The organism is Cupriavidus sp. PET2-C1 (assembly GCF_054515855.1).
The window spans coordinates 1,883,155-1,897,876 of record NZ_CM137260.1 but is presented as its reverse complement, the minus strand read 5'-3'; the positions used below and the strand labels follow the sequence as shown (position 1 = coordinate 1,897,876).

Below are 14,722 nucleotides of genomic sequence, written 5' to 3'. Positions count from 1 at the left end.
CCATGCCAGTGCATTTGGATGCTGTGCCCGCAGCTGTTCCCATGCCGCCGCCCATACGCCAGGTCGTGTGGCTGTTGTTGTTGGGATGCATGATCGGCGCCGGCGCGGTGGCGACGCTGCTGGCGTGGCCGAAAGACACGCCGGCGTCCGGGAACTGGTTCTGGAGTTGTCTGCTGGTGTTTCCTACGCTTGCGTGGGCATTCTTGCTCGGGCTGCGCCTGTACGTTCATGATGGAAAGACCAACTACGCGCGGGATCGCAATCGCCGCCGCGAGGACCGCCTGAGGACGGAGACCCTGCGCGGACAGCGCCCGATTGCGGTTCTGGATGCCGTGTACGAAACGGCGATGGGCGACGCTGACCTGGGTGACAAGCTGGCAAACGGCGGCGAAGGCATGCAGGCGGTCTATCCACCGGAGGATGGCGATCCGGTTCGATGCTCGATGCTGCCTGAAGCTGTGCGCGGACGGTGTGGCGACGCGGCTTCGCTGACAGCGCTGTTCAGGCGCACGCTGAAACGCATGGCGCCACGGTTGCAGGCCATGCCACGCAAGGTGCCGATCCATGTCTGCCTGCAAGTGAGTGCGGGGGGTGATGCCGCGTTCGTCGAGCAGGCATGGCGGGAGGCGGCAGACGACGATCTGCCGATCATCGCGAGCCTTCGGATGATCGAAGCCGAGGCTGGCCTGCTGATACTCGATCAATGGCTCGACACGCAGGAAACCGGGCGTAGCGGCAGCGTGTTTCTTGTCGTCGCGCTCCAGCTCCACCAGACGCCGCTGGACCAGACCGGGGAGGCCGTGGCCGCGGTGCTGCTCGCAAAAGGCATGCGGCCACACGACGCGACGCCGGTGGCGAATCTGCATCGTCCTGTGGCGTTCGCCCAGGCCGATGTGGATGCGCGGTGCGCCGACGCATTGCTGTGGGGTAAGCAGGCCGCAGGCCAGATCGGCGGATTGTGGACCGGCGGCCTGGATGCCTCCGGCCTGAATGCCGTGACAGCCGCAGCCGATCGGGCGGGTGCCGGCTCCGCGAACGCCGAGGAGCTGGTGCATTTTGACCTGGATATGGCGTTAGGCCATACCGGCATGGCTGCCGGGTGGCTGGCCGCCGCGGCAGCCATCGAGCGATGCCAGGGGGAACGGCAGCCGCAGCTGGTTGCCATTTCTGAGAACGGCCATCACCGCGCGCTGGTGGTCGCTCCAGCCAACACCTGATTCTTCACCGGGACGGAAACATGATTCAAGGCCTGCGTCGAGGTTCGACGCTCATGATACTGGTGGTGCTGGTTGTCGCTACGCTGATGATCTGGCTGGATGTTCAGATGCTGGGTCTCGCGCAACCGGAAGCAAAATGGCGTGCGCAGGTCATCGTGCTGGTTGCTGTGATCGCGCTGTTCTTCGTGTGCGGTGCGATCAATGCTGTTTTGTCGAGGTTATGGGGAAAGCAATTCGATGCGGCGCATCGCCAGGCTTCCCCCGATGCGGATACGGCAGCGTCGTCGCCGGCGCCCGCTGGTCACGATGCCGATCTCGGGGGATTGAGCGCTTGCCTGCGTGTCGAGCACGGCCGGTGCTGGCGCTACCGCCAGCCCTGGCTGCTGCTCACCGGCGACGACGCCGCCATCGCCCGGCTCCTGCCCGAACTGGCAGAACAAGGCTGGCTGATCACCCCCGACGCGGTGTTGCTATGGAGCAAGACCAACAAGGAGGGCTGGCCGGACGCCGACTGGCTCGAGCAGCTCTACCGGCTGCGCCGCCGCCGCCCGGTGGACGCGGTGATTCTCGCAACGGACAGTGCAGCGGATCTGCAGGCGCAGCGCCGCGGCACCCATCCCGATGGCATGCGCCTCGCGCGCATCGCCGAATTGCTGCGCTGGTCCGCCCCGGTCTACCTGCTCGATGTGGCGGAGGCGAGAACGGTGGGCCACGGCCTCATGCCGGTCATCGGTTGCGAGCTGCCGCGCCAGGCCGACGCGGACGCCATCGATGGCGCGCTGCGGACGCTGCGCGACCAGCTGGCTCAGCGCGTCGTCGCGCAGCTGATGGAGGGCAACCGCGACCGCTATATGGGAGAGCTTTCCCAGCGGCTCGACACCCGCGGCAAAGCGCTCGCCGACTGGATTGCCGGATTGGGGGGCCGGCAGCGCCGGCGCATCCCTGTGGACGGCATCGTCTTTGCGCCGTATCCACGGCCTGTCGCCGGCGATGCGGACGTGCCGAGCAGCGCCGACCTGCCGCTCTGGCATTACCTGGGCGAAGCCGCCCGCCGCCAGCCGGGACAGCGCGTTGGCTGGCACCCGGTCACGGTGTCTGCCGTCGTGGGCCTGACGGCCATCGGCCTGTGGAGCGCCGGCATGTTGGTGTCCGGCGTGCGCAACGCGCAAGACGTCAGCGCTGCGCAACAAGTGATTCAGGATGTCCAGTCGGCCCCCAACCCGGCCGCGCGCCTGCGCGCACTCCTTGCCTTGCAGCAGCAGATCGAGCGCTACGCGTACCGCACCCAGCATCATGCGCCGCTCGCAACCCGCTTTGGCCTGAATCGCGATCCGGCGATCCTCGCCGCGCTGTGGAAGCCTTACGCGCAGGCCAGCCGCGAGCTGCTCGTCGCGCCCGTGCAGCGGGATCTGGAGGCATCGCTGGTGGATCTCGCGCAACTGCGCACCACGGTGCTGGATGCGGCAACCAACCGGGTGGCGCTGGGCGGCCACCAGGCGCTCAAGACCTATCTGATGCTGGCTAACCCCGAACGGGCCGAGCCGGCCTTCCTGGCCCCGCAACTGGTGCAGCATTGGTCCACCGAGGCCCGGATCACGCCGGGCGCTCGGCAGGACCTCGCCGAGCGCCTGCTCACCTTCTATGCGGCGCATTTGAAGTCCAACCCGGCCGGGCGCATCGCGCCGCGGCCCGAGCTGGTGGCCGGCGCCCGCCAGACGCTGCTGGCCGTGATCGGGGAGCGCAACGCCGAGGACACCGTCTATCGGGGCGTGATCCAGGCCTTTGGCGAGCACGCTGGCAGCAAGTATCCGGACCAGACCCTGGCGGCGCTGACCGCCGGCACCGATCCCCGGGGGCTGGTGCGAGCCGCTGCCATCGTGCCCGGGGTCTTCACCCGCCAGGCCTATGAGGGCTACGTGGCGAGCGCGATCGAGCAGGCCGCCAGGCGCACGGAGATCGCCAATGACTGGGTGCTGACCGACGGCAAGCCGCAGCAGCCGCAGCAGCAGACTGAGAGCCGCTCGGCCGAAGCCCTGCAGGCCGCGTTGACCGAGCAGTACTTCGCCGACTACGCAGAGCACTGGCAGGGCTTCATGAACAGCCTGCAGTGGGAGGCCGCGCCCACCCTGCCGGCCGCGATCGCGCAGCTCAAGCTGATGGCCGACGCGCGCCAGTCGCCGGTGATCGCGCTGATGAAGTCGCTCGCATACCAGGGTGGCGCCGGCGCCCGCCAGGACTCGCTGTCCGACACGTTGGTGGCCAAGACGCAGGACCTGTTGGGCAAGAAGCCGGCGGGGCCGGAGGTGGCGAAGCCGGATGCGGCGGGGCCACTGGGCGCAGCCTTTGGCCCGGTGCTGCGGCTGGTGGCGCAGGGCCAGCCCGGCAGCACCAACTCTGCCACCCATGCGGGCACCAGCGCGGGCGTCAGCGGTGACCTGAGCCTGCAACGGTTCCTCGACCGCGCGACCGCACTGCGCTTGCGCCTGCAGCAGGTCAGCAACAGCGCCGATGCCGATGCGCAGGCCCGCCAGATGGCGCAGGCGCTGTTCCAGGACAAGGGCTCGGAACTGGCCGACACCCAGGCCTATGCCCAGCTGATGGCGGCCAGCCTCGGCAGCCAGTGGGCGGGCATGGGCGAGACGCTGTTCGTGCGCCCCATCGTGCAGGCGACGCAGACGGTGCTGCAACCGGCGCAGGCGAGCCTGAACGACGCGTGGCGGCAAAGCATCGCGATGACATGGAGCCGCTCGTTTGCCGGACGCTATCCGTTTGCGGACACCGCCAACGATGCCTCGCTGACTGAGCTGGCGCGCTTCCTGCGCCCGCACAGCGGCTTGATCGGGTCCTTCCTCGGCACGCAGCTGGCGGGCGTGCTCGAGCTGCAGGGCGATCAGTGGCTGCCGGCGGCCACCGGCGGGCAGGCGCAGTCCTTCGATCCGGCCTTCCTCAACGCGATCAACACCTTGCAGCGCATGGCGGCGCACCTGCTGGCGCAGGGCGAGCCGCAGTACCGCTTCGAGTTCAAGCCGATCCCGACCCCGGGCCTGACCGACACGCTGCTGACCCTAGATGGGCAGACGCTGCACTACTACAACCAGCGCGAAACGTGGCAGGCGATGACGTGGCCGGGCAAGAACCTGCAGGACCCGGGTACCCGGCTGCAATGGCAGACCGAGCGCGCGGGCACCAACAAGAGTTATGAGTTCGGCGGCCGCTGGGGCCTGGTGCGGATGCTGGAGCGGGCGCACATCGAACCGGTGGATAGCGCGAACTACCAGTTGACGTGGCAGGCGAGGCCGGAAGCGCCGGATGCGTTGGAAGAGCCCGGCGCGCCGAAGGCCGCTGCCGAGCGCCAGGCCGATGCGCACAGCCGGACCTTCGCCGACGATCCCGACAGCCTGACCGCGCGCAGCGCCCAGGCGCCCGTTGCGGCGGACGTGATCTATCCGGTGCGCTACCTGATGCGCACCGAGGTCGGGCAGGGGCCGCTGGAGTTGCTGGCGTTGCGGGGCTTCGTGCTGCCAACGCGGATCTTCGTGGGCCGGGAGCCGCAGGCCGCGGCACGGGCCACGCCTGGTCCGCGCAAGTAGAGACAAACAGGGACAAACGACAAACCATGTTCAACAAGCTCCTCAACGCGCTCTTCGGCTCGCGTGCCCCTGCGGATCTCGCTCGCTCCACACAGGCGCGCTGGGACCCATGGCTGCAACCCATCCGTCCCGACGCCCCGGCGGGCGACGATCCGGGCTACGACGACGGCTTCCTCGCCATCAAGGATGAGGTGGCCAAGCTGTCCGGCGTGAACGACACGCTGATCGTCGAGTCCGCCGAGCGGCTGCTCAAGCTGACCGCCAAGGATTTGCGTCTTGCCGTGTATTACGTCTACGGGCGCATGCGGCGCGATGGCGCGGAAGGGGTCGCCGCCGGCTTCGAGCTGCTGTCGGCACTGGTCGACCGCTTTGGCGCCCGGCTGCTGCCCGCCCGGGCCGAGAGCCGCAAGGCGGCGCTCGAATGGCTGGCCGGCGCGACGTTCACCGACCGGCTCGACCGGGTGCCAGGCCTGGCCGGCGCGCAGCTGGAACGCACCCTGTCGGCACTGGCGCTGATTCTGGAGCGCACGGCGCAGTGGCCGGAACCGGCTCGCCCGGCGCTGGATGGGCTCATCCGTCGCTTCGAGGGCCGGGTCGAATCACCGGCGGCCACCGGCAACCCGGGTGGGGACGCGCCATCCGGTCCTGCGGCCGCCTCGGTCCTGCCCGCCTTGGGCGAGGTGGCCTCGACCCGCGATCTGCTGGATCGGGCGCGCCAGATGGCGCAGTACCTGCGCCAGCAACCGCAGGGCTATCTCGCGGCCTACCGCCTGATGCGCTGCGTGCGGTGGGATACGTTGACCGAGATCCCGCCGCACGAGCACAGCGGCAAGACGCGCCTGGTGGCGCCGCGCGCCGAACTGCGGGCCCAGCTCAAGCGCCTGATGCTGCAAAAGCAGTGGCCGGAACTGCTCGACCGCGTCGAGCAGGCCTTTGCCGAAGGCGCCAATCATTTCTGGCTGGACCTGCAGTACTACGCTTTCACGGCCCAGGATCAGGCAGGCGGCGCGTACGCCCGCGCGCGCGACTGGCTTGCCACCGACTGCGCACTCATGCTCGAACGCCTGCCCGGCCTCGATCAACTGGCCTTCACGGACGGCACGCCGTTTGCGGATGACACCACATTGGCGTGGATCGCGCGCCATGCCACCGTGCGCGATGTCGAGCGCGGCGAGCCCATGGCGCCGGTAGCGGTCGCATCCGCCAGCACCGACTGGGCGGAGACGGAAGCCCAGGCGGCGGACCTCGCCGCCCAACAGAGCCTCGATGCCGCGTTCGCCTGGTTGCAGGGCCTGCCGGCGCCGGACGGCGAGCGCGACCGCTTCGTGCGGCAACTGGTGATGGCGCGCGTGGCCGAGCGTGTGGGCCGCGCGGACACGGCGTTGCACTTGCTGGGCGCCCTCGAGATGAGCGCGCAACGCTTTCAGCTGACCACCTGGGAGCCTTCACTCGCATTCGAGGCCAAGCAACAGCTGCTGCGCTTGCTCAAGGCCCGCATGACGCGCAAGGATGTGGACAAGGCCGCCCTTGCCCAGCGTATCGATGCCCTGGCCGGCGATCTGACCGCCATCGACCCGGCCCGTGCCGTGGCCATCGCCTGACCGGCGAGTTAACTGACAGCCTCATGACCGATCCCACCCAAGACAACGACATCCTGCGTTACTACGAAGCGGAAATGCGCTACCTGCGCGAAGCCGGCAAGGAGTTCGCCCAGGCGTTTCCCGACCGTGCACGGATGCTCAATATCGACCGCGTCGGCGAGCGCGATCCGCATGTCGAGCGGCTGTTCGAGGGCTTCGCCTTCCTGATGGGGCGGCTGCGCCATAAGCTGGACGATGAGCTGCCCGAGCTGACCGAAGGGCTGGTCAGCATGCTGTGGCCGCACTACCTGCGCATGATCCCGTCGCTGTCGATCCTCGAGTTGTCTCCGAACACCGACACGTTGCAGCGCCACGAAACCCTGCCGGCCGGACTGGAGGTGCTGTCCGACCCTGTGCCGCTTGGCACCCAGGCAGGCGGTGGCAACGATGCGGTGGAATGCATCTACCGGACCACGCAAGCGGTCGACTTGTATCCGCTGCGCCTGACCGAGGCCAACGCCTACGCGCGCGAGGATGGCCGCTCGGTGATCCGGCTAAGGCTCGAACCACAGGCGCAGGCACTGCGCGAGCAACTGGCGGTGCCGCGCCTGCGGCTCTACCTGCATGCCGACCGGCCATTGGCGCTGGCGTTGTACGCCGCACTCACCGCTCAGCCGCAGGCAATGCAGGTGCGCTTCCCCGGCTACCCCGCGGAACGCCCGGGCGCGCCCCAGGCCATGCCCGGGCTGGCGCTGGAAGCAGCCGGCTTCGACGCGCAGGCACGCCTGTGGCCCAAGCCGGACAATGCCTTTGGTGGCTACCAGCTGCTGCTGGAGTACTTCACCTTTCCCGAGAAGTTCATGTTCGTGGACCTGGTCGGGCTGGACATGGGCGCCATCCCGCCAGATACGGCGCATGTTGACGTGGAGGTGGTGCTGGCCAAGCCCTTCCCCGACGACCTGCGCTTCTCGGCGGAGAATGTGCGGCTCTTCTGCACGCCCATCATCAACCTGTTCGGACTGGAAGCGGATCCGATCAAGGTCACGCACGTCGAGACCGAGTACCGGGTGCGGGCCATGGAGCAACACGGGCAGCATGTCGAAGCGTACTCGGTCGACACCGTGCGGGGCTTCGAGGCAGCGAGCGGCGCGCGCTTCGAGTACGCGCCGTTCGCCGCCTTTCGCCACCGCGGTGGCATGCTGCGCCACGAGATGCCGGAGCGCTACTTCCACACCCGCATGCGCCGCGGGCCCTCGGGCAAGTTCGACACCTGGGTGGTGCTGGGCGGCCATGCCTGGGAGCAGCAACAGACCCTGCCCGAGGAGACGCTGTCGCTGTCGGTCACGGGCACCAACGGCATGCTGCCCCGCAAGGGTCTGCGCGAGGCCGGCATCACGCGTATGCGGGGCGGGTTCGCCAATATCGGCGCGGTGCGCAACCTGACGGCGCCGACCCTGCCGGTGTACCCGCCCACCGCTGACCGCTTCCACTGGCGCGTGCTGTCGCACCTGGCGCCAAACTACCTGTCGCTGCTCGATGCCGAAGTCCTGCGCGGCAGTCTTGCCCTCTACGACTGGACGGAAGGCGAGATGAACCGCCGGCGCATCGACGCCATCACCGACGTGCGGCACCGGCCCCTGCAAAAGCTCGTCAAGGGCGGCCTGCTGCGTGGCGTGGAGATCGAGGTGGTGCTGGACAGCACCCGCTTTGCCGGCGAGGGCGACGTCGAGCTCTTCGGCGAGATGCTCAACCGCTTCCTGTCGCTCTACGCCACGCTGAATCTGTATACCCGGCTGGTGATCGTGTCGCAGCCAAGCGGCAAGCGGTTGGCATGGCCCGACAGCAAGGCAGAGGGGGCACCGTTTTGAGCCTGCCGAGTCTGCCTGCAATGGGAGCGCGGCAGAGTGCCTTGCTGCCCGCGCTGCTTGCCCAAGCGCCGCAGATGAACTTCTTCCGGCTCTGCGAGCTGATCGAGTTGTCTGCGCCGCAGTGTCCGCCGCTGGGCACGACCGATTCCCCGGCCAATGAACCGGTGCGTTTCCGCTCGCATGGGCGGCTGGGCTTCCCGGGACGGGAGATTGACGCGGTGGAGCACGATGGCGACCACCCCGAGCGGCCGCCGGTGGTGCGGACCACCTTCCTGGGCCTTTACGGCGTGGATGCGCGCATGCCCTCCTACTTCGTGGACGAGATTGCCCAGCGCCGCGACGGGGCAGAGCCGCTGGCGGCCTTCCTGGACCTGTTTCACCACCGGATCGTCACGCAGTTCTACCGCGTCGCGCGCAAGTACCGCTATCCGGTGGGCTTCCGGCGCGGCGGACAAGACGACGTGTCGTGTTACCTGCTGAGCCTGCTCGGGCTGGGCCTGGGCAAGCCGGGTGCCGAAGAGACCGTCCCCACACGGAAGCTGTTGTCGATGCTAGGGCTGGCCAGCCAGCGCACACGCACCGCCGAAGGCCTTGCCGGCGTGCTGCAGCATGCCGTGCCGGACGCGCGCATCACGGTGGAGGAGTTCTACCCCGTGTGGGTGCGCCTCGATGCCACCGAGCGGATGCCGCTGGGAGAAAACTGTGTGCTCGGGCGCGGCTTTTATGACCGCGCAAACACCGTACGCGTGGTGATCGCGCCGCAGGCACGCGACTCGGTGCTGGGGCTGATGCCGGGCCGTGCCATGCACCGGGAGGTGACGGCGCTGTTGCGCTTCTACCTGGGGTATGAAGCGCACGCGCATCTGGAGATGCACGTCAGGCCAGCGCTGATGCCGGCACCGGCCTTGAATTCTGACCAGGTGAGCCTGGGCTACACCACGCAGCTCAGGCAGCCCGACGAAGCCGAAGCCACGGGCGCCAGCGATGCCGTCACCCGTGTGCAGCTCGGCAACTGGCGCGGGCACAGCTCGGCGCTGCCAACGCAACGCTGAACCCGCACTGTCAATGAAACGCGGCAAAACGCTACAGCTACACAAAGAGGATCAACACGATGAGGCGACAGCTTCGAAACGGCGGCCTACTGCTGGTTGCCACGCATATAGCCGGTTGCGGCGTGGGCCAGGCCGTAAAGGACAGCACGGTGGAGGCGGCAAAATGGGCCTTCACGACGCAGGTCAAGACCCTGCGCCTCGATCTCACCAGCCGGTCGTCGTTAAATACAAACGGCGCCGGGCAATCGTTGTCGACGGTGGTGCGGATCTACCAGTTGAAGACGCCGCAGGCCTTCGAGCAACTGAGCTACGCGCAGTTGCAGACGAATGATCTCGTTTCCCTCAAGCCCGATCTGCTGGCGGCCAAGGACGTCATCCTGCGCCCCGATGCGAGCGTGAGCCTGAGCGAGCCGATGCATGCCGAGGCGGAGTATGTCGGAGTCATCGCGCTCTTCCGCAGCCCTGACAAGGAGACGGTCTGGAAGCTGGTGGTGCCGAAGAAGCAGTGGAAGAAGACCGACCCGGTGAGGATCGAGGTGCGCGGCAGCACGCTGGAGCTGGCGGGAGCCAGCTTTGACGGTCCGGGCGCCGTGGATGGCGGCGTCATTGTGCGTTTCGCCAGCACGTTCCGCGATAGTGAGTACATTGCGCCACATGTAAGTTAAGCTGCGGCTTATGACGACTGCATTCCCGCAATTTCCTGATATATCGCCGTGCTACTTCCCAAATGCCTTAGAGCCACTTCTGCCACTTCTGCCACTTCAGCTGCTTTCCTCGCTCTGGCCCTCGCTATCGCGTGCTTGAATCCGGCGTTCGCGGACGATTTCCTGGTGCCAGGCATTTATCGTGTCGAGCCAGACTCCCATCTGAGCCCGGCCAACAGAATGCCGGAAGCCGAGGCAAGCCGCTTCAAGGAGCGTTTCGAGCACGCCCTGCCCAAGTCGGCGGATATCACCTATGCCGTGGTGTCGCACGAACCCGGTTCGGGCGGCAACAGGGTTCACTTTCTTGTAGACAAGGACTACAGGACCGACGTGAACTCCGCGAACAAGCTATGCGTGGCCTACGCCTTTCCGGGCTGGAACGACTACTCGGCATCTCAGCCGTTCTGCCGAACCAACATTAGCAACGAGTCTGAGGCACTGCTGAAACAGCGGACGGCGGCGGCGTTCACCGTGACCTGGCAGCCCAGGAAGACCTACCTGGGCACCGAGACCATTCGGCCACAACGCAAGCCAACGGCCGACGAGGTCGGCGCTTGCGCGCTTGGCGTTTGCAGCCCCGAGGCATATGGCAAGGGGGTCAACCATTATGAGATGGCTTACTACGCGGATGGCTTTGCACTCGACAGGGTCCGGCCTTACCAGACAATCTTGTATCTCACCAAGGAGGTGGCACTGTTTGCCCGAGCCGAACGTGACACGATCCTGACCCGTCTCGGCGCGGGGACTTATGTTCCCGTCCTCTCCACGGATGGGCAATGGTACGAAATCGAACGCGTCGGGCGAGACGGCTCGATCACCCACGGCTGGATCGACCGCGACGATGCGGTCGCAGTGAATTGGGTTGCGCAACGTGCCAGAACGAGCAATTTCCTGTTTCGCGTTGCATTTATCGAGGACGAGCTGACATCCGACTCTCCGCATGCGGTCGCCATTGAGATCATCGATCGGAAATCCGGAGTTCGTACTCAGGTCATTCGTGACTTTGATTCCGATCCCGGCTTTGCGGCGCCCGCGGATGCCTTGCGCGTGGTGGACGCCAATTTCGACGGCCATCCGGACATTGCGATTTTTGGCATGTCGGGCGGTGCCGGGCCGAACAGCACTGAGAACTTCTTCCTGTTTGACGCTGCCCGGCGACGGTTTGTTTTTGATGAGATCTTGTCGGGACTGTCGCAGATCGTCATCGACTCCCGCACGCGCTCCGTTCACTCGGCGCAGCGCAATAGCTGCTGCAGCCACTCGGCGCAAACTTTCCGTTACGTCGGCAGAACACTGACGCTGGTTTCGACCTGGGACGAAAGCCTGACGGCCGACGGCAAATGGCTGGAGACAACCATAGGCCGCACGCGTAATGGGGAGCTGCATTACCAGACACGACGAACAAAGCCGAAGCGGTGATACACCAGGGACGGCGTGGCGCACCCCGCCTGCCGCTTGCGGGATGGCCCGTTGAATGCGCAATCCTCAAGCGGTGCTTTACCCCATCATCGCCGACGGCAGCCGCTTCCCCACCCAATCCCGCTCTTCTTCATAGGCCCGCGCCAGGCGCAACACCGACAAATCGTCCCGCGGCCGCCCAATCAACTGCATCCCCATTGGCAACCCCTGCGGCCCAAATCCCACCGGCACGCTAATCGCCGGACATCCCGACAGCGTCCAGGGAAACACCACTTCCATCCAGCGATGATAGGTGTCCATCTCGCGCCCGGCGATCTGCTTCGGCCAGGGCTGGTTCACGTCGAATGGGAAGACTTGCGCTGTCGGCACCGCGATGTAGTCGAACTGCTTGAACACGGCAAGCAGCGCTTGATACCAGGCGCTGCGTTCCATGCTGGCGGCATAGACGTCGCTTGCGTTGAGCTTGAGCATGCCTTCGATCTCCCAGATCGCGGAGTCCTTGAGCAGCGCGCGCTTGGCCGGGTCCTGGTAGAAGGGCAGCATGCCGTTGCCGACCAGGAAATGACGGTGCACCAGCCAGGTCTTCCAGAGCCGTTCCGGCGAGAACGGGGGCTTGATGGCTTCCACCTGCACGCCAAAGGCCGGGAAGGCGTTGAGGGCATCCTCGCACAGCGGCAGGATGCCGGCTTCCATGGGCAGGTAGCCGTCCCAGTCGCCCAGCCATGCCACGCGCTTGCCCTTGAGGTTGGTCTTCAGCACGTCGGCCACATTGGCCGGGGTGAGCGTGGCCAGTACTGGGTCCTGCGCGAGCGCCTGCGGCGTGCGCGCATCGGGGCCGGCCTGTGTGGCCAGCAGCAGGGCCACGTCGGCGACGGTGCGGGCCATGGGCCCTTCGTAGCCGAGTTGCTGGATAAAGACTTCCGGGGCGGGGCCGTAGGGCACGCGGCCGGCGCTGGGGCGCATGCCGTAGACGTTGCAAAAGCCGGCCGGGTTGCGCAGCGAACCGCCGAAGTCGCTGCCGTCCGCTACCGGCAGCATGCGCAGTGCCAGCGCGGCGGCCGCGCCGCCGCTGCTGCCGCCGGCGGTGCGGCTTGCATCGAAGGGATTGCGGGTGGCGCCGTAGACGGGGTTGAAGGTTTGCGAGCCCAGGCCGAACTCCGGCGTGTTGGTCTTGCCGATCAGCACGGCGCCCGCGGCGCGTGCGCGCTCCACGATGATGGCGTCCGCCGTGGGCACGTTGTCCCGGAAGATGGGTGAGCCGAAGGTGGTGCGGATGCCGCGCGTGAGCGCCAGGTCCTTGGGGGCTTGCGGCATGCCGTGCATCCAGCCGGCGGAGCCGCCAGCGGCGAGGGCCTGGTCGCAGGCGGTGGCTTCCTGCAGCAGCACTTCAGGCTCACGCAGCGCGACGATGGCGTTGGCGCCGGGATTTACCCGTGCGATGTGGTCCAGGTAGGCCGCCATGACCTCGCGGGCCGACAGCTTGCGGGCATGGATTTCGCGCGAGAGTTGCCAGGCCGGCATCATGACGATGGGATTCGGGCCGCCAGCCGTGGTGGCGGGGCCGGATGCGCCCGGTGCGCCGTTCTTGCCGGCGGGGGGCGCCGCGCTGGCGCTGCTGGCAGCTACGCCAGCGGCGATGCCGGCTAGCGTGGCACCTGCCAGGTGGCCCAGCAAATGGCGCCGCGAAGGTTGTCCGGGGGCGGGGCCATTGACGGCGTTGCGCGCATTGCCGCTATCACGGTCTGTGTTGCCTGTGGGGGTCATCGTGTCGTTCCTCGTTCCGGTTTTTTTTGTCCCGCGTCTTTGTTTGCGTGAGTTTGTCACATTGGCCCGGCGCTCGCGCGGGCGGTCTTGTCCGGCGCCGGCGTCGGGCCACTGCCCAGGATCGCCGCGCGGTGCGCGCTCACGTCGTCGAGCGGCTGGCGGCGATAGCGGCCCACCTCCTCGGTGCTGAACGCCTGCACGTCGTTGTGGCCGGTGAGCGCGGGCATCAGCCAGTTCATCAGCCCGGCGATCTCCGCGTCGCTCAGGGCGGAGGCCGAGGTGCCCGGCACCTGGATCAGGAACGCGCGCCCGGCCGGCGTGGCAAGCAGCAAGGGCACGGTCTCGCGCATGTCGGGGATGCCGGCCGAAGGCTTGCCGCGTGCATCGGGCTGGTGGCAGCCGGAGCAGTGCAGCAGGTAGTTGTCACGCGCGTGGCGCAGCTCGGCCTGCGCGCTCGCGGTCGTGGCCAGCGTGGACAGCGCCAGCAGGCACAGCCCGCGCTGCGCGGCCGCGCGCAAGGTGCGTGCTCTGCGCGATGCCATGCTATTGCCCCGCCTCGCGCAGCTTGCGCACGGCGCCCGGGGTCTTGCGCTCGGCGCGTGCGCGGGCCAGCGTATCGGTGGTCACGGCCTGCTCGGGCGCACCGTTGCTCACCGCCAGCCACGACAGCACGGCGGCCAGCGAGGCATCCGGCAGCGTGGCGAAGCTGGGCATGACGCCGTTGAACGACTGGCCCTGCGACTGGATCGGGCCAGCGAGGCCGTGGGTCAGCACATTGGCCAGGTAGGCCTGGCCTGCCGGTGTGGCGAGCCGCTCGCGCAGCGCGCCGGCCAGCGGCGGCGCCACGCCGGCAATGCCGGAGGCATCGGCATTGTGGCAAGCGGCGCAGTGCGTGCCGAACAAGGCCTTGCCCTGGTCGGCCAGCGACTCGGCAAGGGCGATGCTGGCGGGCGCCACGCATGCCAGGCACAGCGCGAGGTGTGAGAGAGGCCGCTTCATTCCTGGACTCCGAGAATGATCGAGGTGGTGCAATGGAACATGGTGCTGTCGTTGCTCATGCACCAGTTCACATCGTTGTGCACGCCCAGCCGGTAGCCCGGCCGTTCGCGCTCGTTGGTGTTGCACTCGCAGCGCCCGCAGGTGGTCTTGCCGCAGCAATCGTTGTAGCTGACCATGTAGGCCCTGCCGTCGGCCGGGTTGTGGCAGGTGCCGACCCACGACACGCGCGAAGGCTCGGTGCCGGGCGGGCAGGAGGTGGAAGTGCCGCCGCAGCATGCGCACAGAAAGCCATCCACCGCGCAGTACTTCCAGTAGTCGCACGCGGTTTCGTCCTGCGCTTGCGGGCCGGCGGCCTTGCTGCCGTGCGCTCCCGCCGCGTGCGCGCTGCGGTCGAAGGGCAGCACTGGCAGCGCCATGGTCCCCACCATGACCTTGCCAAGCGTGGCCAGCACGCTGCGCCGGCTCGTGCGCTGCGCCGCGCGCCGGGTCTGGTGTTCGAAGAATCGGTCCATCCACATGGTTTTTCTCT

At 67.5% G+C, this 14,722-nt stretch carries 11 protein-coding genes; 7 read left to right on the top strand and 4 right to left on the bottom strand.

Annotation, left to right across the window (positions count from 1 at the left end; translation table 11 throughout):
- The first annotated feature begins 41 nt into the window (after positions 1-41).
- From ACX12D_RS28560 to ACX12D_RS28530, 7 genes are all read left to right on the top strand, one after another.
- A complete protein-coding gene (locus ACX12D_RS28560) occupies positions 42-1,217 on the top strand; it encodes a hypothetical protein (protein ID WP_459374424.1) in 1,176 nt (391 codons plus the stop codon).
- Between the two features lie 20 nt (positions 1,218-1,237).
- Complete coding sequence (locus tag ACX12D_RS28555; RefSeq protein ID WP_459374423.1) at positions 1,238-4,807, top strand: ImcF-related family protein; 3,570 nt, start codon at positions 1,238-1,240, stop codon at positions 4,805-4,807.
- 26 nt (positions 4,808-4,833) lie between these two features.
- The gene (gene tssA, locus ACX12D_RS28550) at positions 4,834-6,408 is read left to right on the top strand and encodes a type VI secretion system protein TssA (protein WP_459374422.1); all 1,575 of its coding nucleotides are present in this window, start codon (positions 4,834-4,836) and stop codon (positions 6,406-6,408) included.
- Between the two features lie 23 nt (positions 6,409-6,431).
- The gene (gene tssF, locus ACX12D_RS28545) at positions 6,432-8,255 is read left to right on the top strand and encodes a type VI secretion system baseplate subunit TssF (protein ID WP_459374421.1); all 1,824 of its coding nucleotides are present in this window, start codon (positions 6,432-6,434) and stop codon (positions 8,253-8,255) included.
- A gap of 20 nt (positions 8,256-8,275) precedes the next feature.
- Positions 8,276-9,307, top strand: a complete 1,032-nt coding sequence (tssG, locus tag ACX12D_RS28540; protein WP_459374420.1) for a type VI secretion system baseplate subunit TssG — start codon at positions 8,276-8,278, stop codon at positions 9,305-9,307.
- A 59-nt stretch (positions 9,308-9,366) separates the two neighbouring features.
- Positions 9,367-9,972 (top strand): type VI secretion system lipoprotein TssJ, encoded by a 606-nt coding sequence (gene tssJ, locus ACX12D_RS28535; protein ID WP_459374419.1) that lies wholly within the window; start codon positions 9,367-9,369, stop codon positions 9,970-9,972.
- A gap of 135 nt (positions 9,973-10,107) precedes the next feature.
- Positions 10,108-11,430, top strand: coding sequence for an XAC2610-related protein (locus ACX12D_RS28530; RefSeq protein WP_459374418.1), 1,323 nt, complete (start codon positions 10,108-10,110; stop codon positions 11,428-11,430).
- A 78-nt stretch (positions 11,431-11,508) separates the two neighbouring features.
- On the opposite strand, the gene ACX12D_RS28525 is transcribed toward ACX12D_RS28530, so the two are convergent.
- The 4 genes from ACX12D_RS28525 to ACX12D_RS28510 form a co-directional block, all read right to left on the bottom strand.
- Positions 11,509-12,954, bottom strand: coding sequence for an amidase (locus tag ACX12D_RS28525; RefSeq protein WP_459376548.1), 1,446 nt, complete (start codon positions 12,952-12,954; stop codon positions 11,509-11,511).
- 296 nt (positions 12,955-13,250) lie between these two features.
- Positions 13,251-13,736: a c-type cytochrome gene (locus tag ACX12D_RS28520; RefSeq protein ID WP_459374417.1), complete on the bottom strand. Its 486-nt coding sequence runs from the start codon at positions 13,734-13,736 to the stop codon at positions 13,251-13,253.
- 1 nt (position 13,737) lies between these two features.
- Complete coding sequence (locus ACX12D_RS28515) at positions 13,738-14,193, bottom strand: c-type cytochrome (RefSeq protein WP_459374416.1); 456 nt, start codon at positions 14,191-14,193, stop codon at positions 13,738-13,740.
- Positions 14,190-14,711 carry a methylamine dehydrogenase light chain gene (locus tag ACX12D_RS28510; protein ID WP_459374415.1) on the bottom strand — a complete coding sequence of 174 codons (522 nt, stop codon included), beginning with the start codon at positions 14,709-14,711 and terminating at the stop codon, positions 14,190-14,192. Before ACX12D_RS28510 ends, ACX12D_RS28515 begins: the two co-directional genes overlap by 4 nt.
- Between the last annotated feature and the right edge of the window lie 11 nt (positions 14,712-14,722).